The 20579-nt window shown below is 66.4% G+C and carries 14 protein-coding genes and 3 rRNA genes; 5 read left to right on the top strand and 12 right to left on the bottom strand.

Going from position 1 to position 20579, the window contains the following annotated elements:
* The first annotated feature begins 116 nt into the window (after positions 1-116).
* From ABD747_RS00760 to ABD747_RS00780, 5 genes are read left to right on the top strand one after another with little or no spacing between them, the layout of a single operon-like run.
* A complete protein-coding gene (locus tag ABD747_RS00760; protein ID WP_344801156.1) occupies positions 117-1514 on the top strand; it encodes an ABC transporter substrate-binding protein in 1398 nt (465 codons plus the stop codon).
* 1 nt (position 1515) lies between these two features.
* Complete coding sequence (locus tag ABD747_RS00765; RefSeq protein ID WP_344801157.1) at positions 1516-2478, top strand: carbohydrate ABC transporter permease; 963 nt, start codon at positions 1516-1518, stop codon at positions 2476-2478.
* Positions 2478-3371, top strand: coding sequence for a carbohydrate ABC transporter permease (locus ABD747_RS00770; protein ID WP_344801158.1), 894 nt, complete (start codon positions 2478-2480; stop codon positions 3369-3371). The genes ABD747_RS00765 and ABD747_RS00770 overlap by 1 nt, the downstream gene beginning before the upstream one ends.
* The gene (locus tag ABD747_RS00775) at positions 3372-4394 is read left to right on the top strand and encodes a zinc-dependent alcohol dehydrogenase family protein (RefSeq protein WP_344801159.1); all 1023 of its coding nucleotides are present in this window, start codon (positions 3372-3374) and stop codon (positions 4392-4394) included.
* Positions 4395-4429: 35 nt separating this feature from the next.
* Positions 4430-5269 (top strand): DeoR/GlpR family DNA-binding transcription regulator, encoded by an 840-nt coding sequence (locus ABD747_RS00780; RefSeq protein ID WP_344801160.1) that lies wholly within the window; start codon positions 4430-4432, stop codon positions 5267-5269.
* A gap of 126 nt (positions 5270-5395) precedes the next feature.
* On the opposite strand, the gene rrf is transcribed toward ABD747_RS00780, so the two are convergent.
* The 12 genes from rrf to argC all read right to left on the bottom strand — a co-directional run bounded on the left by rrf (position 5396) and on the right by argC (position 20429).
* Positions 5396-5512, bottom strand: a 5S ribosomal RNA gene (gene rrf / locus ABD747_RS00785).
* 91 nt (positions 5513-5603) lie between these two features.
* Positions 5604-8715, bottom strand: a 23S ribosomal RNA gene (locus ABD747_RS00790).
* Between the two features lie 324 nt (positions 8716-9039).
* Positions 9040-10560 (bottom strand): 16S ribosomal RNA (locus ABD747_RS00795).
* The 16S, 23S and 5S rRNA genes sit together here, the layout of an rRNA operon.
* A gap of 703 nt (positions 10561-11263) precedes the next feature.
* Positions 11264-12532: a tyrosine--tRNA ligase gene (gene tyrS / locus ABD747_RS00800; RefSeq protein ID WP_344801243.1), complete on the bottom strand. Its 1269-nt coding sequence runs from the start codon at positions 12530-12532 to the stop codon at positions 11264-11266.
* A 208-nt stretch (positions 12533-12740) separates the two neighbouring features.
* The gene (gene argH / locus ABD747_RS00805) at positions 12741-14144 is read right to left on the bottom strand and encodes an argininosuccinate lyase (RefSeq protein ID WP_344801161.1); all 1404 of its coding nucleotides are present in this window, start codon (positions 14142-14144) and stop codon (positions 12741-12743) included.
* Positions 14141-14668 (bottom strand): arginine repressor, encoded by a 528-nt coding sequence (locus tag ABD747_RS00810; protein ID WP_344801244.1) that lies wholly within the window; start codon positions 14666-14668, stop codon positions 14141-14143. Before ABD747_RS00810 ends, argH begins: the two co-directional genes overlap by 4 nt.
* 8 nt (positions 14669-14676) lie before the next feature.
* Positions 14677-15606 carry an ornithine carbamoyltransferase gene (argF, locus tag ABD747_RS00815; RefSeq protein ID WP_344801162.1) on the bottom strand — a complete coding sequence of 310 codons (930 nt, stop codon included), beginning with the start codon at positions 15604-15606 and terminating at the stop codon, positions 14677-14679.
* On the bottom strand, positions 15606-16850 hold the full coding sequence (locus ABD747_RS00820) for an acetylornithine transaminase (RefSeq protein WP_344801163.1): 1245 nt from the start codon (positions 16848-16850) through the stop codon (positions 15606-15608). The genes argF and ABD747_RS00820 overlap by 1 nt, the downstream gene beginning before the upstream one ends.
* Positions 16851-17843, bottom strand: coding sequence for an acetylglutamate kinase (argB, locus tag ABD747_RS00825; protein ID WP_344801164.1), 993 nt, complete (start codon positions 17841-17843; stop codon positions 16851-16853).
* Entirely contained in the window at positions 17840-18991 is a 1152-nt protein-coding gene (argJ, locus tag ABD747_RS00830) for a bifunctional glutamate N-acetyltransferase/amino-acid acetyltransferase ArgJ (protein ID WP_344801165.1), read from the bottom strand. Before argJ ends, argB begins: the two co-directional genes overlap by 4 nt.
* Positions 18988-19398, bottom strand: coding sequence for an ACT domain-containing protein (locus ABD747_RS00835; protein WP_344801166.1), 411 nt, complete (start codon positions 19396-19398; stop codon positions 18988-18990). Before ABD747_RS00835 ends, argJ begins: the two co-directional genes overlap by 4 nt.
* Positions 19398-20429, bottom strand: coding sequence for an N-acetyl-gamma-glutamyl-phosphate reductase (argC, locus tag ABD747_RS00840; RefSeq protein ID WP_425562458.1), 1032 nt, complete (start codon positions 20427-20429; stop codon positions 19398-19400). Before argC ends, ABD747_RS00835 begins: the two co-directional genes overlap by 1 nt.
* Positions 20430-20579 lie beyond the last annotated feature (150 nt).

Below are 20579 nucleotides of genomic sequence, written 5' to 3' on the forward strand. Positions count from 1 at the left end.
TGACTAGACCTGCACCAATCGGGTGGGCTATGGTGCGTCAAAACAACCATTCGGGCCTTTATCACAGCGATTCTCACACCCACCGTTCCGCCCCAACGACGAGAGAGTGACGACGCGTGTCCATCACCAGCCCCCCTTTAGTCCCACGGCCGCGACCGCGGCCGTCTCGCCGGACGATCGCCGCCGGCGGTCTCGGCCTGTCGTTCGCGCTGGCCCTGTCCGGGTGCGCCGGGTTCGGCAACCTGGGCACCCAGCCGGGCGTCACGACGGTGACGTTGGCGAGTGTGAACAATCCGCAGATGCAGGACATGGCGCAGTTGTTGCCAGAGTTCGAGAAGCAGCATCCGGACATCAAGATCAACATCATCTTCATGGAGGAGAACGACCTCCGCAACGCGGCCACGAAGGACGTGGCGACCAAGGGCGGCCAGTACGACATCATGACCGTCGGTGCCTACGAGGTGCCGATCTGGGGCCAGAACCGGTGGCTGATGGACCTGACCGACAAGGCGGCCGAGGACCCCGCGTACGACGTGGACGACTTCTTCAAGCCCGTGCGCGACGGCGTGTCATACGACAAGCGGCTGTATGCGGTGCCGTTCTACGGCGAGTCGTCGTTCCTGATGTATCGCAAGGATCTGTTCCAGCAGGCGGGGATCACGATGCCCGAGCGACCGACCTGGGACCAGATCGCGGAGTACGCCGCCAAGCTGAAGGACCCGAGCCAGGACCGGGCCGGGATCTGCCTGCGGGCCAAGCCGGGTTGGGGTGAGATGTTCGCCCCGCTCACCACGGTGATCAACACCTTCGGCGGCCAGTGGTACAACATGGACTGGCAGGCCCAGGTCAACTCGCCGGCCTATACGGACGCGGTGAAGTTCTACATCGACACGCTCGAGGCGTCCGGCGAGGGCGACCCGGTCTCGTTCGGCTTCACCGAGTGCCTCAACCTGTTCTCTCAGGGTCATGCGGCGATGTGGTACGACGCGACGTCGGCGGCGGGCTCGGTCGAGGACCCGAAGAACTCGAAGGTGGCCGGCCAGGTCGGCTACGTCCGGGCGCCGGTCAAGATGACGGAGAACTCGGGCTGGCTGTGGTCGTGGAACCTCGGCATCAATGCCGAGTCCAAGCACCAGGACGCGGCCTGGACGTTCGTCAAGTGGGCGACGTCGAAGGACTACGCGAAGCTGGTCGGATCCCAGCTGGGCTGGGCCCGGACGCCACCGGGGACGCGCAAGTCGACGTACCTGATCCCCCAGTACATCAAGGCGGGCGGAGACTTCGCGCCGCTGACGGCCAAGATCATGAACGAAGTGAACCCGACCCAGCCCGGGGTCGATCCGCAGCCGTGGGTCGGCATCCAGTACGTGACCATCCCCGAGTTCCAGGACGTCGGAAACCAGACCTCCCAGCTGCTCGCGGACGTGATCGCGGGCAGACGACCACTGAACTTGGCACTGGACCAGGGACAGAAGATCGCCCAGCGGGCCGGCGACAACCAGAAGAAGGGCTGAGATGAGCAGCACCGTGGAGGAGACGCCGACGCTCCAGCCGCCCAAGGCCGAGCCGAAGCGCAAGAAGACGACGATGGCCGACCTCAAGGGCCAGGACCTGGCCCAACGCAAGTTCGGCCGCAAGCTGATCATGCCGGCCCTGGTGGTGGCGATCCTGGTCACCCAGATCCCGTTCCTCGCCACGATCTACTACTCGTTCCAGGACTGGAACCTGGCCCGCCCGAACGAACGATCGTTCGCCGGGTTCTCCAACTACGTCGCGGTCATCACCAACGGCGCGTTCCTGCCGTCGATCTGGGCCACCATCCGGATCGTCGGCGGCTCGATGTTGCTGTCGCTGCTCCTCGGCCTGGTCCTGGCCGTGTTGCTCGACCGCGAGTTCAAAGGGCGGGCCCTGGCCCGGACGCTGTTGATCACCCCGTTCCTGGTCATGCCCGCCGCCGCGGCGCTGATCTGGAAGTACTCGCTGCTCGATGTGAACACCGGCATGATGAACTGGGCGCTCGGACTGGTCGGAATCGACCCGATCGCCTGGAACACCGATCTGCCGGCCACGACCATCGTTTTCACCCTGACCTGGCAGTACACCCCGTTCATGATGCTGATCCTGCTCGCGGGCCTGCAGTCCCAGTCGGGTGAGGTCCTGGAGGCGGCCGACGTCGACGGCGCGAGCGCGTTCCAGACGTTCCGCTTCATGACCCTTCCCCACCTGCGGACGTACGCCGAGCTGGCCATCCTGCTCGGCACGGTCTTCATGATCCAGGTCTTCGACCCGATCAACATCATGACCAAGGGCGCCGGCAACACCAAGACCATCGCCTACCTGCTCTACGAACGAGCCTTCATCGGCCAGCAGGTCGGCGAAGCCGCCGCGTACGGCGTGATCACGGTCATCCTGACCATCGTGTTCGCCACCCTCGCACTGCGCACCATGTTCCGGATCTTCACCGAGGAAGGCCGCTGATGTCCGCCACCGCCGAGGCCACCCGTCCGCAGGCCACCCAGTCCGCCCGCAGCGAACGGACCGGACCGAATCCGTTCACCCGCCGCAAGATCGGCGGCTACTTCCTCACCCTGCTCACCTGGATCCTGGTCTTCCTGTTCTTCTTCCCCGTGCTGTGGATGATCATCACCAGCTTCAAGACCGAGGGCCAGGCCGCCTCCTTCCCGCCCCAGTTCATCTTCACCCCCACGCTCGATCGCTACGCCGCCGTGTTCGACCGCGGTATGGCCCTGTACCTGCTCAACTCGCTGTTCCTCGCCGTCGGCTCCACCATCGTCGTGATGCTGCTCGCGATCCCGGCCGCCTACGCCTTGTCGGTCCGGCCGATCATCCGCTGGCGAGACGGGCTGTTCTTCTTCATCTCCACCAAGTTCATGCCGGTCGCCGCCTCGATCATCCCGGTCTTCCTGCTGCTCCGCACCCTCGGACTGCTGGACAACCTGTGGGCGCTCGGCCTGCTCTACCTCGGCATCAATCTCCCCCTCGCCGTCTGGATGATGCGCTCCTTCTTCGCCGAGGTTCCGATCGCCGTCGTCGAGGCGGCCCAGATCGACGGGGCCAGCTACAACCGCGAACTATGGCGGGTATCGCTGCCGATCGTCGCCCCCGGCGCCGCAGCGGCAGCGCTGATCTGCTTCATCTTCGCCTGGAACGAGTATTTCCTCGCCAATCTGCTCACCGCCGTCGTGGCCCGCACCACGCCTCCGTTCCTCGGCAGCTTCGTCGACGGCCGCGGTCAGTTCCTGGCCGTCCTCTCCGCCGCTTCCACCATCGCCGTCCTCCCCGTCATCGTCGCCGGCTGGCTGGCTCAGAAGCGGCTGGTGCGCGGGCTGGCGATGGGCGCGGTGAAGTAGATGCGGGCGGTCGTCTTCAGGGCCCCCGGCGAGCTCGCGATCGAAGAACGCCCGGATCCGGTGCCCGGGCCGCGCGAGGTGGTGGTCCGGGTCGAGGCGGTCGGCATCTGTGGCACGGACCTGCACGTCCTCGACGGTGAGTTCGCTCCCACCGTGTTCCCGATCGTCCCAGGTCACGAGACCTCTGGCGTGGTGGAGTCGGTCGGAGACGCGGTCACGGAGTTCAGTCCGGGGGATCTGGTCAGCGTCGATCCGACCCTCACCTGCGGCGAGTGCAGCTTCTGTGCGGTCGGCCGGTCCAACCTCTGCGAGAACTGGAACGGCTCCGGCGTCGCTCGCACCGACGGCTCGACGGCGGAGTTCCAGCTCGCGCCGGTGAAGAATGTGCACCGGCTCCCCGACGGGGTCGATCTCGCCCTGGCGGCGATGATCGAGCCCCTGTCCTGCGCCATCCGTGGTTACGACCTGCTGCCGCGCCGGCTCGGTGACCATTACTTGATCTACGGCGCCGGCACCATGGGCCTGATGATGGCGCAGCTGGCGCCGCGCGCCGGTGCGGCCAGCGTAACCGTGGTCGACCGGAACCCCGCCCGGCTCGAGGTGGCCAAGGAGGTCGGCGTGGAGATCCTCGCCGAGTCCGCCGACGACGTCGCCCGGCGGGGCGGCTGGGAGGTGGTGATCGACTGCACCGGTGCGGTGCCGGCGATCGAGGACGGGCTTCGCCGGATCCGGCGCGGTGGGACCTTCCAGCAGTTCGGTGTTGCGCCCGTGGACGCGAAGGCCACATTCTCCCCGTTCCGCATCTACAACGACGAGATCACCATGGTCGGGTCGATGGCCGTGCTGAACTCCTACGCCCGGGCGGTGGAGATGTTCGCCGCCGGAGCGCTCCGTGCCGACCGGATGGTGTCGCACGCATTCTGCCTGGACGACTACGCTGAGGCGCTCGATCAGTTCCGAGCCGGCCGCGGTCGAAAGCTGCAGATCCGGCCACAGACCACCCGTTCGGTGGAACTCTTGTAGCCGGAGCTGGGTGGGCCCAGCAGTCGAGGGGAGCCATGACCGACCGAGCCGGCACGCCGGAGCATCGTCAGTCGACCATCCGAGAACTCCTCGCTGCGCGGGGGCGGGTCGACGTCGCTGAGGTGGCGGACCGGTTGGGCGTCGCCCAGGAGACGGTCCGCCGCGATCTGCGGGTGCTGGAGTCGACCGGTGTGCTGCGCCGGGTGCACGGCGGCGCGGTCGCGGTGGAGGCCGAGACCCGCGTTCCGATGCCCGTGCTGGCCACCCCGAGCCGTGACGACGCGGCGCTCGCCGAACGACTGTGGGCGGAATTGCCGCGGACCGGCACGCTGTTGATCGGCAGCGGCGCCACGGCGGTGGCGCTGACGGCGGCGATCAGCGCCGCGCCGCCCGCTTCCGCCGGGCTGACCGTGGTGACGAACTCTCTCGACGCCGCCGTCCACCTGGCCAAGATCTCGACCCTGTCGGTCTACAACGTCGGTGGCACGGTGGCACCCGCCACTCGCGCGCAGGAGGGCGACTGGGCCCTGGAGGAGCTGAGCCGGCTCCGGGTCGACACCGCCGTGCTGTCCCCCGCCGGCGTAGCCCTCGGGCACGGGCTCAGCGAGTCGACACCCGCGGCCGCCGCCGTCGCGCAGGCAGCGATCCAGTGCGCGACCCGGCGCATTGTCGCCTGCTCCGGCGCGGTTCTCGGCCGGACCGCGTTCGTCAAGTACGCCGAACTGTCCGAGGCCGATCGCATCCTCGTCGCCGGCCACGCCGACCCGGCCACCGTCCAGCAGTTCCACCAGTCCGGAATCGATCCGGAGATCATCTCGGCCGTCCCCGAGGCTGTGGCTGCCCCCGCGACCGGGCAGCACGTACGGACCGCCTGAGGCGTCGCGCGCTGCGACCAAGTTCCCCGGCCCGGCAAGGTTGCGCCGCAGGGGGTTTCCGCCTCGAGCAGTTCCCGCCGGAAAAACAAAAAGGCCAGCCCGAAGGCTGGCCTTTTTGTTTGTGTTGTCCGGCGACGTCCTAGTCTCCCACACGGTCCCCCGTGCAGTACCATCGGCGCTGAGAGGCTTAACTTCCGGGTTCGGAATGGAGCCGGGTGTTTCCCTCTCGCTGTGATCACCGAAACTCTATGGAGATTCGCGGTGCACTCGAAATTTATGAGCGCAGTCCCGACCGTATCTCGGGAACTGCACAGTGGACGCGTAGCATCTTTGTAGGAACAAGCCCTCGGCCTATTAGTATCGGTCAGCTCCACACATTGCTGTGCTTCCACATCCGACCTATCACCCAGTGGTCTGCTGGGGGCCTTACCAGGTTACCCTGTGGGAGCCATCATCTTGGAGCGTGCTTCCCGCTTAGATGCTTTCAGCGGTTATCACTTCCGAACGTAGCCAACCAGCCGTGCTCTTGGCAGAACAACTGGCACACCAGAGGTTCGTCCGTCCCGGTCCTCTCGTACTAAGGACAGCCCTCCTCAAGACTCCTACGCGCGCAGCGGATAGGGACCGAACTGTCTCACGACGTTCTAAACCCAGCTCGCGTGCCGCTTTAATGGGCGAACAGCCCAACCCTTGGGACCGACTCCAGCCCCAGGATGCGACGAGCCGACATCGAGGTGCCAAACCATGCCGTCGCTATGGACGCTCGGGCAAGATCAGCCTGTTATCCCCGGGGTACCTTTTATCCGTTGAGTGACGGCGCTTCCACGTGCCACCGTCAGATCACTAGTCCCGACTTTCGTCCCTGCTCGAGATGTCTCTCTCACAGTCAAGCTCCCTTGTGCACTTACACTCGAAACCTGATTGCCAACCAGGCTGAGGGAACCTTTGGGCGCCTCCGTTACCTTTTGGGAGGCGACCGCCCCAGTCAAACTACCCATCAGGCACTGTCCCTGATCCGGATAACGGACCTAGGTTAGATATCCAGAACAGCCAGAGTGGTATTTCAACGTTGACTCCACGACCACTGGCGTGATCGCTTCACAGTCTCCCACCTATCCTACACAAGCTGTACCGAACACCAATACCAAACTATAGTAAAGGTCCCGGGGTCTTTCCGTCCTGCTGCGCGTAACGAGCATCTTTACTCGTAGTGCAATTTCGCCGAGTCCGCGGTCGAGACAGCGCCCAAGTCGTTACGCCATTCGTGCAGGTCGGAACTTACCCGACAAGGAATTTCGCTACCTTAGGATGGTTATAGTTACCACCGCCGTTTACTGGCGCTTAAGTTCAGAGCTTCGCTTGCGCTAACCCTTCCCCTTAACGTTCCAGCACCGGGCAGGCGTCAGTCCGTATACATCGTCTTGCGACTTGGCACGGACCTGTGTTTTTAGTAAACAGTCGCTTGGGCCTGGTCTCTGCGGCCGCCACTGCTCCGGGCACGTATGTCCCTTCACAGTATTGGCCCCCCTTCTCCCGAAGTTACGGGGGCATTTTGCCGAGTTCCTTAACCACGGTTATCTCGATCACCTTGGTATTCTCTACCTGACCACCTGTGTCGGTTTAGGGTACGGGCGGCTCTAGAACTCGCTCACGAAGTTTTTCTAGGCAGCATAGGATCACCCACTCACGCCGTCCGTAGACGACCTAGTCCTAACGTCTCAGGCATATGAGGTGCGGATTTGCCTACACCTCGCCCTACGCGCTTAACCCGGGACAACCATCGCCCGGGATGGGCTACCTTCCTGCGTCACTCCGCAGCTTGCCTAATACGAACTTGGGTCGCAGACTCACTCGCGTCGACCCGAAGGTCTCGACGAGCTCGCGTGCTTAGCATTGTTCGCCTCGGCAGGGACGTGCTAGCGCCGGTACGGGAATATCAACCCGTTGTCCATCGACTACGCCTGTCGGCCTCGCCTTAGGTCCCGACTTACCCAGGGCAGATTAGCTTGACCCTGGAACCCTTGGTCTTTCGGTGGAGGAGTTTCTCACTCCTCATTCGCTACTCATGCCTGCATTCTCACTCGTGTGCTCTCCACGACTGGGTTACCCCGCCGCTTCGCAGCGCACACGACGCTCCCCTACCCATCCACACACCTGGATCGAAACCTAGTACACGTGTGAATGACACAGCTTCGGCGGATTGCTTGAGCCCCGCTACATTGTCGGCGCAGAATCACTTGACCAGTGAGCTATTACGCACTCTTTCAAGGGTGGCTGCTTCCAAGCCAACCTCCTGGTTGTCTCCGCAACTCCACATCCTTTTCCACTTAGCAATCTCTTGGGGGCCTTAGCTGGTGTTCTGGGCTGTTTCCCTCTCGACTACGAACCTTATCGCCCGCAGTCTCACTGCCGCGCTCTCACTTGCCGGCATTCGGAGTTTGGCTAACTTCGGTAAGCTTGTGGGCCCCCTAGGCTATCCAGTGCTCTACCTCCGGCAAGAAACGCGCGACGCTGCACCTATATGCATTTCGGGGAGAACCAGCTATCACGGAGTTTGATTGGCCTTTCACCCCTATCCACAGCTCATCCCCCAGGTTTTCAACCCTGGTGGGTTCGGGCCTCCACGACGTCTTACCGTCGCTTCACCCTGGCCATGGATAGATCACTCCGCTTCGGGTCTAGAGCACGCGACTAAATCGCCCTATTCGGACTTGCTTTCGCTACGGCTTCCCCACACGGGTTAACCTCGCCACGTACCACTAACTCGCAGGCTCATTCTTCAAAAGGCACGCCGTCACCCGATCTAAAAGATCCGGCTCCGACGGATTGTAAGCAATCGGTTTCAGGTACTATTTCACTCCCCTCCCGGGGTACTTTTCACCTTTCCCTCACGGTACTGGTCCGCTATCGGTCACCAAGGAGTATTTAGGCTTAGCGGGTGGTCCCGCCAGATTCACACGGAATTTCAGGGGTTCCGTGTTACTTGGGGTGGCGCCCAGCAGTGACTCACTTACGTCTACAGGGGTGTTACCTTCTGTGCCGCACTTTCCCAAAGTGCTTCGACTTCATGAATCATTTATGACTGCTTGACCGATCGACAGCTCGGTCAGGGCGGCCCCACAACACCTCACATGCAACGCCTGTCAGCTATCACACATGCGAGGTTTGGCCTCTTCCGCGTTCGCTCGCCACTACTTACGGAATCACGGTTGTTTTCTTTTCCTGTGGGTACTGAGATGTTTCACTTCCCCACGTTCCCTCCCATCACCCTATGTGTTCAGGTGAGGGTCGCCGGACATTACTCCGGTTTCCTTCGAGGTTTCCCTATTCGGAGATCCCCGGATCAAAGCTTGTTTACCAGCTCCCCAGGGCTTATCGCAGGTTACAACGTCCTTCTTCGGCTCTTGGTGCCTAGGCATCCACCGATTGCTCTTAGTAGCTTGTTGTTACTACAAAGATGCTCGCGTCCACTGTGAAGTTCTCAACATACGGGCGGTAACGACGGGCCCGACCCATCGAGACGATGTCCGGGCTCCGGTCCGCGTGAAGTGCGGTTGCCGAGGCAACCGAAACTTCAGGACCCAACAGCGTGCTTGCCGGCCACTCTCATCCCTCGGGGTTCCACTCCCACTCGCGTGGGTTGTACTGATGAGGCAATTCGAGTGCGCCGGCTAACTGGTCAATGTTCCACATTCCAGAGCAGTTCGGCGTCAGAACATGCGTCTGACCAACCGAACATGGACGAGACATGCTCGCCAGTTGCTCCTTAGAAAGGAGGTGATCCAGCCGCACCTTCCGGTACGGCTACCTTGTTACGACTTAGTCCTAATCGCCAGTCCCACCTTCGACGGCTCCCTCCCACAAGGGGTTAGGCCACCGGCTTCGGGTGTTACCGACTTTCATGACTTGACGGGCGGTGTGTACAAGGCCCGGGAACGTATTCACCGCAGCGTTGCTGATCTGCGATTACTAGCGACTCCGACTTCATGGGGTCGAGTTGCAGACCCCAATCCGAACTGAGACTGGCTTTTTGGGATTCGCTCAACCTTGCGGTATTGCAGCCCTTTGTACCAGCCATTGTAGCATGCGTGAAGCCCTGGACTTAAGGGGCATGATGACTTGACGTCATCCCCACCTTCCTCCGAGTTGACCCCGGCAGTCTCCTATGAGTCCCCGGCATTATCCGCTGGCAACATAGGACGAGGGTTGCGCTCGTTGCGGGACTTAACCCAACATCTCACGACACGAGCTGACGACAGCCATGCACCACCTGTATACCGACCTTGCGGGGGCTACATCTCTGCAGCTTTCCGGTATATGTCAAACCCAGGTAAGGTTCTTCGCGTTGCATCGAATTAATCCGCATGCTCCGCCGCTTGTGCGGGCCCCCGTCAATTCCTTTGAGTTTTAGCCTTGCGGCCGTACTCCCCAGGCGGGGCACTTAATGCGTTAGCTTCGGCACGGAACTCGTGGAATGAGTCCCACACCTAGTGCCCACCGTTTACGGCGTGGACTACCAGGGTATCTAAGCCTGTTTGCTCCCCACGCTTTCGCTTCTCAGCGTCAGGAAATGCCCAGAGAACCGCCTTCGCCACCGGTGTTCCTCCTGATATCTGCGCATTCCACCGCTCCACCAGGAATTCCGTTCTCCCCTGCATCCCTCTAGTTTGCCCGTATCGGAAGCAGGCTCAGAGTTAAGCCCTGAGTTTTCACTTCCGACGCGACAAACCGCCTACAAGCCCTTTACGCCCAATAATTCCGGACAACGCTCGGACCCTACGTATCACCGCGGCTGCTGGCACGTAGTTGGCCGGTCCTTCTTCTGCTCCTACCGTCACTTGCGCTTCGTCGAAGCTGAAAGCGGTTTACAACCCGAAGGCCGTCATCCCGCACGCGGCGTTGCTGCATCAGGCTTGCGCCCATTGTGCAATATTCCCCACTGCTGCCTCCCGTAGGAGTCTGGGCCGTATCTCAGTCCCAGTGTGGCCGGTCGCCCTCTCAGGCCGGCTACCCGTCGAAGCCTTGGTAGGCCGTTACCCCACCAACTAGCTGATAGGCCGCGAGCCCATCCTTGACCGCCGGAGCTTTCCACCTCCGTGCGATGTCGCAAGAGGTCATATCCGGTATTAGCAGCTGTTTCCAGCTGTTATTCCAGAGTCAAGGGCAGGTTGCTCACGTGTTACTCACCCGTTCGCCACTCGTGTACCTCCGAAGAGGCCTTACCGTTCGACTTGCATGTGTTAAGCACGCCGCCAGCGTTCGTCCTGAGCCAGGATCAAACTCTCCGTTGAAATCTATCGATGCGCCCGCACGAATGCGGGTGAATCGTCATCAACAAGTTCGATCGCTGACAAGACGATCCATCGCTGGATCTTTTTGTCAATCAATCAAAGGAATCCGAACCCAAGAAACCGACTCTCCGAATTGCTTCGAGTGAGTCAATCTGCCTGGGCACGGGGTTTTTGTGCATTATTTGGCATTGACTTTTAGCACGCTGTTGAGTTCTCAAGCTTCGGGTGCACACCGCACCGGGGCTTTCAATTCCCGGTTTGGGGCAACTCGACTAACCTTACGGAGTGTTTCTCACCATGTCAAATCGGCGATTTGCATTCCGTTTTGTTGCTTTTCCCGGAATCTTCATCCCGGTTCGGGCAACTCGATCAACCTTACGGAAGAGATTATCCGGAGTCAAATCCGGGTCATTTCTCCCATTCACCCCCACGCTTCGATCTCCGAGACCAGAAATCTGGATCGGAGATCTCTCGTAGGTGTGGGCCCTCGGGTCGGCCGCTGCAGGTTTCCCTGCCGCGTCCCGCACCCCCGTGGGGCCTAGAGAACAATACGCTCGTCCTCGACCGCAGTCAAGTCGGAGTGTTTGTGGCTCGCGCCACATCGTCCTGGCCTGCGCGACCCGGGTTCCCGATCCGCTGCTGCGGTCCCTCACCACGGGTCAGGATCAACGATAGCGATCCGATCAAGCCGCGCCCGACGGGGTCAGCCTCGGATCACCGACGCCGCGCCCACCGTGCGCTTGCCGCGCCGCACGACGACGTACCGGCCGTGCAGCAGGTCCTCCTCGCGCAGCCGGGCATCGGGGTCGGTGACACGCTGGTTGTTCACGTACGCCCCGCCCTCGGCGATCGCGCGGCGGCCGGCCGACCTGCTGGCGACGACTCCGGTGCGCTCGAGCACGTCCACGACGCTCGGTAGCTCGCCGGCGGCCGCCAGCTCCGGGGCCTTCAGCTCTTGCACGACGCTGGACAACACCTCCGCGGACAGATCCGCCAGCTCGGACCGCCCGAACAGGGCTGCGGCGGCGGCCACCGCGGCGTCCCGGTCCGCCGGCGAATGGACCATCGCGGTGACGTCGTCGGCCAGGGCTCGTTGGGCCGCCCTGAGCTGCGGCGCCTCGGCGGTCTGCCGGGCCAGGTCCTCGATCTCGGCTCGCGGCCGCTCGCTGAACACCCTCAGGTAGTCGATCACCTTGGCGTCCTCGGCGTTCAGGAAGAACTGATGGAACGCGTACGGGGAGGTCAGCTGCGGATCGAGCCAGACCGTGCCGGACTCGGTCTTGCCGAACTTCGTCCCGTCCGCCTTGGTCAGCAACGGCGTCGCCAACGCGTGCACATGCGCGCCGTCGGACCGGCGGAGCAGCTCGACCCCGGCGGTGATGTTGCCCCACTGGTCGCTGCCGCCGAACTGCAGCGTGCACCCGTACGTCCGGAACAGCTGCTGGTAGTCGAAGGACTGCAAGAGGACGTAGGAGAACTCGGTGTAGGAGATGCCCTCCTCCAGCCGGGTCCGGACCACGTCGCGAGCGAGCATCCGATTGACCGGGAAGTGCTTGCCGATGTCGCGCAGGAAGTCGAGCGTGTTCAGCTCGCCGGTCCAGTCCAGGTTGTTCACCATCCGGGCCGGGTTCTCCCCGGCGAAGTCCACGAACCGGGACACCTGGCGCTGGATGCTGCGGACCCAGCCGGACACCGTCTCCTTGGGGTTCATCACCCGCTCGCCGGTCTCCTTCGGGTCGCCGATCAGGCCGGTCGAGCCGCCGACCAGCATCAGCGGTCGGTGCCCGTTGCGCTGCAGCACCCGGGCGACGAGCAACTGGACGAGATGGCCGATGTGCAGGCTGGGTGCGGTCGGGTCGAAGCCGACATAGAAGGTGACCGGTCCGGCGTCGAGGTGCTCGGCCAGCGCCGCCTCGTCGGTCGAGTTCGCCATCAGGCCACGCCACTTCAGCTCGTCGAGGACTGCGTTCATCACCTTCACCATGTCGATCCGGGCGCCCGACCGATCGCGCGCCATCGTCCGCCGGCACAGGGTCGCGTCGACCCGGCCGCTGACACCCTAGACGAACAGGGGAACCGGTGGCGTGGACCTGTGCTGTCGCATTTCGGGCGCTCGAACCGCGATCGGGCGCCGAGCGGGCAGGAAACGGCGATCGAGCGCCCGAAAAGCGTCGCCGGGATCAGCCGCTGAACTCCGCCAGCACGGTCGCGATCTCGGCCAGCTGGGCGCGCACCTGGGCGGTCGCCGTCCCGCCACGCCCGTTGCGGCTGGCGATCGAGCCCGCAACGGTGAGCACGTCCAGCACATCCGGGGTGAGCTCCGGTGCGATCTGCGGCAGCTGATCGGCGGTCAGGTCGGAGAGCTCGAGACCGTTCTGCTCACAGAACCGGACGCAGGCGCCGGCGATCTCGTGCGCCTGCGCGAACGGCACCCGCTGCCGCACCAGCCAGTCGGCGACGTCGGTCGCGAGCGAGAAGCCGCGCGGTGCGAGCGCCTCCATCCGGTCCGGGTGAAAGGTCAGGGTGCCGACCATCCCGGCCACCGCCGGCAACAGCACCAGCAACTGGTCGATCGAGTCGAAGACCGGTTCCTTGTCCTCCTGCAGATCCCGGTTGTAGGCCAGCGGCAGCCCCTTCAACGTGGCCAGCAGGCCCGCCAGGTTGCCGATCAGCCGGCCGGCCTTGCCGCGGGCGAGCTCGGCCACGTCCGGGTTCTTCTTCTGCGGCATGATGCTGGACCCGGTCGACCAGGCGTCGTCGAGGGTGGCGAAGCCGAACTCGTGGGTGACCCACAGGATCACGTCTTCGCTCAGCCGCGACAGGTCCACAGCGATCTGGGCGAGGACGTACGCGGCCTCTGCGGCCAGGTCACGGGCGGCCGTACCGTCGATCGAGTTGGGCACGCTGGCGCTGAACCCGAGCTCGGCGGCCACCGCTTCCGGGTCCAGGCCGAGGGAGGTGCCGGCCAGCGCGGCCGAGCCGTACGGGCTGACCGCCAGCCGGCGATCGAGGTCGGCGATCCGCTGCCGGTCACGGATCAACGGCCAGGCGTGCGCGAGCAGATGGTGCGACAGCAGCAACGGCTGCGCGTGCTGCAGGTGGGTCCGGCCGGGCATCGCGACGCCGAGGTGCCGCTCGGCCTGGGCGTGCAGCGCGTCCACCACCTCGAGCACCGCGGCCCCGACCTCGGCGAGCGCGTCGCGCAGATAGAGCCGGATCAAGGTCGCGATCTGGTCGTTGCGGGAGCGGCCGGCCCGGAGCCGGCCGCCGAGGTCGGCCCCGACCCGCTCGATCAGCCCGCGCTCCAGGGCGCCGTGAACGTCCTCATCCGTCGGCGCCGGCCCGAACGCACCGGAGCGGACGTCGGCGTCCAGCCGGTCCAGTCCCGCCAGCATCCCGGCCAGCTCGGCCTCGGTCAGCAGCCCGGCCCGGTGCAGCGCGCGGGCGTGCGCGCGGGAGCCCGCGATGTCGTAGGAGGCCAGCCGCCAGTCGAACTGGGTGGACTGGCTCAGCGCGAACATCGCCTCGGCCGGCCCACCGGCGAACCGGCCGCCCCACAGCCTGCCCTCGTGCCCGGCGCTCATGCGGTTTCCTGTTCGCTCGCGCCCGGTGCGGTCCGGGCACTCATCGTCAGGAAGCGGTCGGCCATGGCCGCCCCGCCCTGCGGGTCCCCGGTGATCAGCAAGATGGTGTCGTCGCCGGCGATCGTGCCCAGGATCTCCGGCCAGGCGACCCGGTCGATGGCCGAGGCGAAGTACTGCGCGGCGCCGGGCGGGGTGCGCAGCACCACGAGATTCGCCGAGGCGCTGGCGGAGACCAGGATCTCCCCGCACAGCCGGACCAGGCGGCCCTCGAAGGCTGCGAACTCCCCCGACTGCGGGCTCCGGTCCCCGCCTTCGCCGGGCACCGCGTAGACCAGGTGGCCATCGCTGCCGCGCATCCGGGACGCGCCGACCTCGACCAGGTCGCGGGACAGCGTGCCCTGCGTGACCTGGACACCGGAGGCACTCAGCAGGTCGGCGAGCTCGGTCTGCGAGCGCACCTCATGCTGGGTCAGCAGCGCGACGATCCGTGCCTGCCGGGCGGTCTTGGTGAGCGGCGCGGACATCACCGCGATCACCGTGCGGCCTGCTCGTCGAGAAAGGCCAGCACGGCCTTCTGCACGTGCCGCCGGTTCTCCGCCTCGTCCCAGACCCGGGACTGCGGGCCGTCGATCACGTCGGCGGCGATCTCCTTGCCCCGGTAGGCCGGCAGGCAGTGCAGCACGATCGCGTCCGAGTTGGCCCGGGCCAGCAGCGCGGCGTCCAGCGCGTACGGACCGAAGACCGCCTCCGGGTCGGTCCGCGAGTCCTCCATCCCCATCGACACCCAAGTGTCGGTAGCGATGACGTCGGCACCGGTGGCCGCGTCCGCCGCCGCGTCGGTGACCTGCACGCTGCCGCCGGTGCTGTCGGCGATCCGGCCGGCCCGCCGGACGAGCTCGGGGGACGGCTGGAACCCCTCCGGTGCCGCGATCCGGACGTGCATGCCGGCCAGTGCGGCGCCCAGCAGGTAGGAGTTGGCCATGTTGTTGGCGCCGTCGCCGGTGTAGGTCAACGTCACGCCGGCCAACGCGCCGGCGTGTTCGCGGACGGTCAGCAGGTCGGCGAGCACCTGGCACGGGTGGTAGTCGTCGGTCAGCGCGTTCACCACCGGTACGCCCGCGAAGGCGGCCATCTCCGCCAGGTCGGACTGGGCGAAGGTCCGCCAGACGATCGCCGCGGTCTGCCGGCCGAGCACCCGGGCTACGTCGGCGACCGACTCCCGGGTGCCGATGGCGGCGAGCCGGGAGTCGACCACCAACGGGAAGCCGCCGAGCTCGACGATGCCGGCCGCGAACGAGCTCTGCGTGCGCAGCGTCGGCTTGTCGAACAGGACGGCGACGCTGCGCGGTCCCTCGTACGTCCGTACGGCGAACGGCTCGTCCTTCATCCGGGCGGCGAGGTCGAGGACGAGGGCCTGCTCGTCGGCCGACAGATCGTCGTCGGCCAGCAGATGGCGGACCATCAGTGCTCCCCTTCCCGCGCGGTGTCCAACAACCCCGGCAGCGCGGCCACGAAACCGTCGAGCTGGGTGGCGGTGACGATCAGCGGCGGCGCCAGCCGGAGCACGTCCGGCCGCGGCGCGTTGATCACGAAGCCCGCGTCGAGCGCCGCATCGCTGACCGCGCCCGCGATCGGCTCGGTCAGCACGATCCCGCGCAGCAGCCCGCGACCGCGGACGCCGGCTACCAGCGGGTGGCCCAGCCGGCCGACGGCGTCCACGAGGTGCTCCCCCATCGCCGTCGCGTGCGCGAGCAGCCCGTCGCGCTCGATCACGGCCAGCACCGCGAGACCGGCGATCGCGGCGACCGGGTTGCCGCCGAACGTGCTGCCGTGGGATCCCGGGCCGAGCAGCTCGGCGGCCGCTCCGGCGGCGACGCAGGCGCCGATCGGGAAGCCGTTGCCCAGGCCCTTGGCCAGCGTGACGATGTCCGCGTCGACGCCCTCCGCCCGGTGCACCAGCCAGTCGCCGGTCCGGCCGACTCCGGTCTGCACCTCGTCGATCCACAGCAGCGCGCCGTGCGCTGCGGTGAGCTCGCGGGCCCGGGTCAGATAACCCGCCGGTGGCACGACCACACCGTTCTCGCCCTGGATGGGCTCGACCACCACCGCCGCGGTCTCGCCGTCGACGGCGGCCGCCAAAGCGTCGGCGTCGCCGTACGGCACGAACGTCACCTCGCCCGGCAGCGGCTCGAACGGCTCGCGGTACTTCGCCGAATGGGTGATCGCCAGCGCACCCATCGAACGGCCGTGGAATGCGCCCTCGCAGGCAATGATCTTGGTCCGCCCGGTCAGCCGGGTGATCTTGAACGCCGCCTCGTTGGCCTCGGTGCCGGAGTTGGTGAAGAACACCCGACCGGGCCGGTGACCGGCCGCCATCGCCACCAGCCGGTCGGCCAGGGCGACCTGGGCCGGCGTGGCGAAGAAGTTCGAGACGTGACCCAGGGTCGCGATCTGGCCGGTGATCGCCGACAGCACGGTCGGGTGCGCGTGCCCGAGAGCGTTCACCGCCAGGCCGGACAGGAGATCCAGATAGCGCCGGCCCTCGGCGTCCCAGACGTAGCAGCCCTCGCCGCGGACGAAGACCCGCTTCGGCGTGCCGAACGTCTTCATCAACACCTGGTCATAGCGCTCCAGCACGGCCGCCGAGCCGACGCCGGAGCCGGCCAGGCCGCTCAGCTGGTCGCTGACCGCGACAGGTGAACTCATTCAGATCTCCTCGCGGGGCAGCAGGAACTCCCCGTTGTAGCGCTCGTGGACCGGGATGCCGGTGTCGGCGGAGAAGACCCGGCTACCCAGCCGGATCAGGCCGTCCTGGGTGACCATCGTGCCGATGCCGGCATTGGTGAAGATCTCCAGCAGGAGCGAGTGCGGCACCCGGCCGTCGGTGACGGTCGCCCGCGTCAGCCCGCCCTCGACCGCCCGCAGGCAGGCCTCCATCTTCGGCACCATGCCGGCGGACAGGCTCGGCATCAGCTCGCGCAGCTCCGACGCCGGGAGCTCCTTGACGATGTCGGTGCTGTTGGGCCAGTCGCGGTAGAGGCCCTCGACGTCGGTCAGCACGACCAGCCGCTCGGCGCCCAACGCCACCGCGAGTGCGGCGGCCGCGGTGTCGGCGTTCACGTTGTGCACCTGGCCGGTCGCGTCCGGGGCGATGCTGGCCACGACCGGGATCCGGCCGCCGGCGATGAGCCCGGCGATGGCCTCGGTATGCACCGAGGTGACGTCGCCGACCAGCCCGATGTCCACCAGCTCGCCGTCCACCAGGGCGCCCCGGCGCTCCGCGGTGAACAGGCCGCCGTCCTCGCCGGACATCCCGACGGCCAGCGTGCTGTTGGCGTTGATCAAGTTCACCAGGTCGCGGCCGACCTGGCCCACCAGCACCATCCGGACGACATCCATCGCCTCGGGCGTGGTCACCCGCAGCCCGCCGCGAAACTCCGAGGCGATCCCCAGCCGGTTCAGCATCGCCGAGATCTGCGGACCGCCCCCGTGCACGACGACCGGGTGGACGCCGCAGCGCTTCATGAACACGATGTCGGAGGCGAAGGCCCGCTTGAGGTCGTCGTCGATCATCGCGTTGCCGCCGTACTTGATCACCACGATCTTGCCGGCGTAGGTCTCCAGCCAGGGCAGCGCCTCGGTCAGGATCTGCGCCTTCTCGATCAAGGTGAGCTGGTGCTCGGAACCAGACACGCTCATGTGGAGTACTCCGCGTTCTCCTTGACGTAGTCGTAGGTGAGGTCGTTGGTCCAGATGGTGGCCTCGGCGGCGCCGGCGTGCAGATCGATCTCGATCCGGACCGCGCGCGAGGACAGGTCGACCAGCGAGCGGGGTTCGCCGATCCCGCCGGCCCGGCAGACCCGGACACCGTTGAACGCCACGTCGAGCCGGTCGGGCTCGAAGGCGGCCGCGGTGGTGCCGATCGCGGCCAGCACCCTGCCCCAGTTGGGATCCCGGCCGAAGACGGCACACTTGAGCAGGTTGCTCCGAGCCACCGTCCGGCCGACCTCGACCGCGTCGGCGGTGCTCGCCGCGCCGCGGGTGGTGATCGCGATCGTGTGCGCGGCTCCCTCGGCATCGTCGATCAGCTGCCGCGCCAGGTCCAGGCAGACCCCGGTCAGCGCGGCCTCGAACTCGTCGTCGTCCACCGCGGTCCCCGAGGCACCACTGCTGAGCAGCAGGACGGTGTCGTTGGTGGACATGCACCCGTCGGAGTCGATCCGCTCGAAGCTCACCGAGCAGGCCCGGGCCAGGTGATCGCCGAGGGCGGCCGGGTCCATCACCGCATCCGTGGTGATCACCACCAGCATCGTCGCCAGCCCCGGAGCGAGCATGCCGGCGCCCTTCGCCATCCCGCCGATGGACCAGCCGTCCGCCTCGTAGTCGGCGGTCTTCGGCACGGTGTCGGTGGTCATGATCGCCCGCGCCGCATCCGCGCCGCCGTCGGCGCTCAGCGCATTCACCAGCGGCGAGATGGCGCCGCTGATCTTGTCCATCGGCAGCCGCTCACCGATCAGCCCGGTCGAGCACACCGCGACGTCGACCGCACCGATGTCCAGCGCGGCGGCCACCGCCTCCGCGGTGCGGTGGGTATCGGCGAAGCCGTCCGGGCCGGTGCAGGCGTTGGCGCCGCCGGAGTTCAAGATCACCGCCTGGACGGTGCCGGTGCGCAGCACCTGCTCCGACCACAGCACCGGCGCCGCCTTGACCCGGTTGCTGGTGAACAACCCTGCCGCCGCGTACGTCGGACCGTCGTTGACCACCAGGGCCAGGTCGTCCTTGCCGCTCGGCTTCAACCCGGCGGACAGTCCCGCGGCCCGAAAGCCCTTGGGGGTCGTTGTGGTCACGAGTCCTCTTCCTCGACGACGGTGATGGCATGGCCGGCGGCGCTCCAGACGTCTGCGGCGGTCTCGGCCTGCGGTGTCGGCACCAGGATCCAGTCGGTGTCGAAGGTGGACTGGGCCATCACCGACACCCCCGCAGCGGCGAGTGGGGCGAGTAGCCCGGCCAGCACGCCGATCAGCGAGTGGTCCAGTGGCCCGTCGATGCTGAACGCCAGATACGGACCGGACGCGCTGACGCTTCCCGGCACGGCGTCGTAGCCGCAGATGATCGACAACTCCTCAGCCGTCCGGGCGACACTCCAGAACGGAGCCTCCCCGTCCTCGTCGTACGCCCAGCGCGGCAGGCTGGCGTGCGCCGGCAGCTGGACGAGGGCGAGCTCGCCCGGATGCCTGGTCAGTTCCCAGCTCATCAGGGCGCGACCCCGACCGTGCTCAGCCCGAGGGCCTCCGGCAGTCCGAGGGCCAGGTTCATGCACTGGATCGCGCCGCCGGCGGTGCCCTTGGTCAGGTTGTCCAGCGCCGCGACGGCGATCAGCCGGCCGGCCGCCGGGTCCACCGCCACCTGGACGTGGACCGCGTTGGAGCCGAGCACGGCCTGGGTCTGCGGCCAGTGGCCGGCCGGCAGCACGTGCACGAACGGCTCGTCGGCGTACGCGTCCAGGTAGGCCCGGTGCGCCTGCTCGGTGGTCAGTCCGGCATCGCGCACCGGCGCCGAGCAGGTGGCGAGGATTCCCCGCGACATCGGCACCAGCATCGGCGTGAACGACACCGCAACGCCAGAGCCGCCGCAGGCGGTGAGGTTCTGCACCAGCTCCGGGGTGTGCCGGTGGACGCCACCGACGCCGTACGCGCTGGCCGAGCCCATCAGCTCGGCGCCCAGCAGGTGCCGCTTGAGGCTCCGGCCGGCACCGGACGGTCCGCTGGCCGCGACGATGACCACGTCGGCGGGATCGATCAGCCCGGCGGTGACCGCGGGCAGCAGCGCCAGCGTGCCGGTCGTCGGGTAGCAGCCCGGCACGGCGATCCGGCGGGTGCCGGCCAGCTTCTCGCGCTGACCGGGCAGCTCCGGCAGCCCGTACGGCCAGGTGCCGGCGTGCGGGGTGCCGTAGAACTGCTCCCACGCGGCGGCGTCGAGCAGCCGGAAGTCGGCGCCGCAGTCGATCACCACGGTGTCGGGGTCGAGCTCGGCGGCGACCTGCGCCGACGCCCCGTGCGGCAGGGCCAGGAAGACCACGTCGTGACCGCGCAGGGTCTGCACGCTGCTGTCGGTGACGACCCGGTCGGCGAGGGGCACGAGGTGGGGCTGGTGCTCGCCGAGTCGCGACCCGGCGCTGGCTCCCGCGCTGACCACGCCGATCTCGACCTCGGGATGACCGAGGAGCAGCCGGAGGATCTCCCCGCCCGCGTACCCGGTCGCTCCGGCGACTGCCACTGTCCGCATTTGCATGAGTATGCCACAGCCCGCATGACTATGCATACGCGGCCGGATCGGCTTCTCGCGTCGGGGCAGGCAAACCCGGCCATGGCCGGAATGTCGGGTCGATCCGGCCGCCGGCGACCCCGGAACCCCGCCGCGGCGGGAAACTCGGGG

It is taken from the genome of Microlunatus ginsengisoli, assembly GCF_039537205.1.
GTDB classification, from domain to species: domain Bacteria; phylum Actinomycetota; class Actinomycetes; order Propionibacteriales; family Propionibacteriaceae; genus Microlunatus; species Microlunatus ginsengisoli.

Excerpts from the sequence above, each read along its gene's own strand:
- argF (WP_344801162.1), bottom strand. The coding sequence starts at position 15,606 with ATGGTCCGCCATCTGCTGGCCGACGACGATCTGTCGGCCGACGAGCAG.
- ABD747_RS00765 (WP_344801157.1), top strand. The coding sequence starts at position 1,516 with ATGAGCAGCACCGTGGAGGAGACGCCGACGCTCCAGCCGCCCAAGGCC.
- ABD747_RS00835 (WP_344801166.1), bottom strand. The coding sequence starts at position 19,398 with ATGAGCTGGGAACTGACCAGGCATCCGGGCGAGCTCGCCCTCGTCCAG.
- ABD747_RS00775 (WP_344801159.1), top strand. The coding sequence starts at position 3,372 with ATGCGGGCGGTCGTCTTCAGGGCCCCCGGCGAGCTCGCGATCGAAGAA.
- argC (WP_425562458.1), bottom strand. The coding sequence starts at position 20,429 with ATGCGGACAGTGGCAGTCGCCGGAGCGACCGGGTACGCGGGCGGGGAG.
- argB (WP_344801164.1), bottom strand. The coding sequence starts at position 17,843 with ATGAGCGTGTCTGGTTCCGAGCACCAGCTCACCTTGATCGAGAAGGCG.
- tyrS (WP_344801243.1), bottom strand. The coding sequence starts at position 12,532 with ATGAACGCAGTCCTCGACGAGCTGAAGTGGCGTGGCCTGATGGCGAAC.
- ABD747_RS00820 (WP_344801163.1), bottom strand. The coding sequence starts at position 16,850 with ATGAGTTCACCTGTCGCGGTCAGCGACCAGCTGAGCGGCCTGGCCGGC.
- ABD747_RS00780 (WP_344801160.1), top strand. The coding sequence starts at position 4,430 with ATGACCGACCGAGCCGGCACGCCGGAGCATCGTCAGTCGACCATCCGA.
- ABD747_RS00810 (WP_344801244.1), bottom strand. The coding sequence starts at position 14,668 with ATGTCCGCGCCGCTCACCAAGACCGCCCGGCAGGCACGGATCGTCGCG.
- ABD747_RS00770 (WP_344801158.1), top strand. The coding sequence starts at position 2,478 with ATGTCCGCCACCGCCGAGGCCACCCGTCCGCAGGCCACCCAGTCCGCC.
- argH (WP_344801161.1), bottom strand. The coding sequence starts at position 14,144 with ATGAGCGCCGGGCACGAGGGCAGGCTGTGGGGCGGCCGGTTCGCCGGT.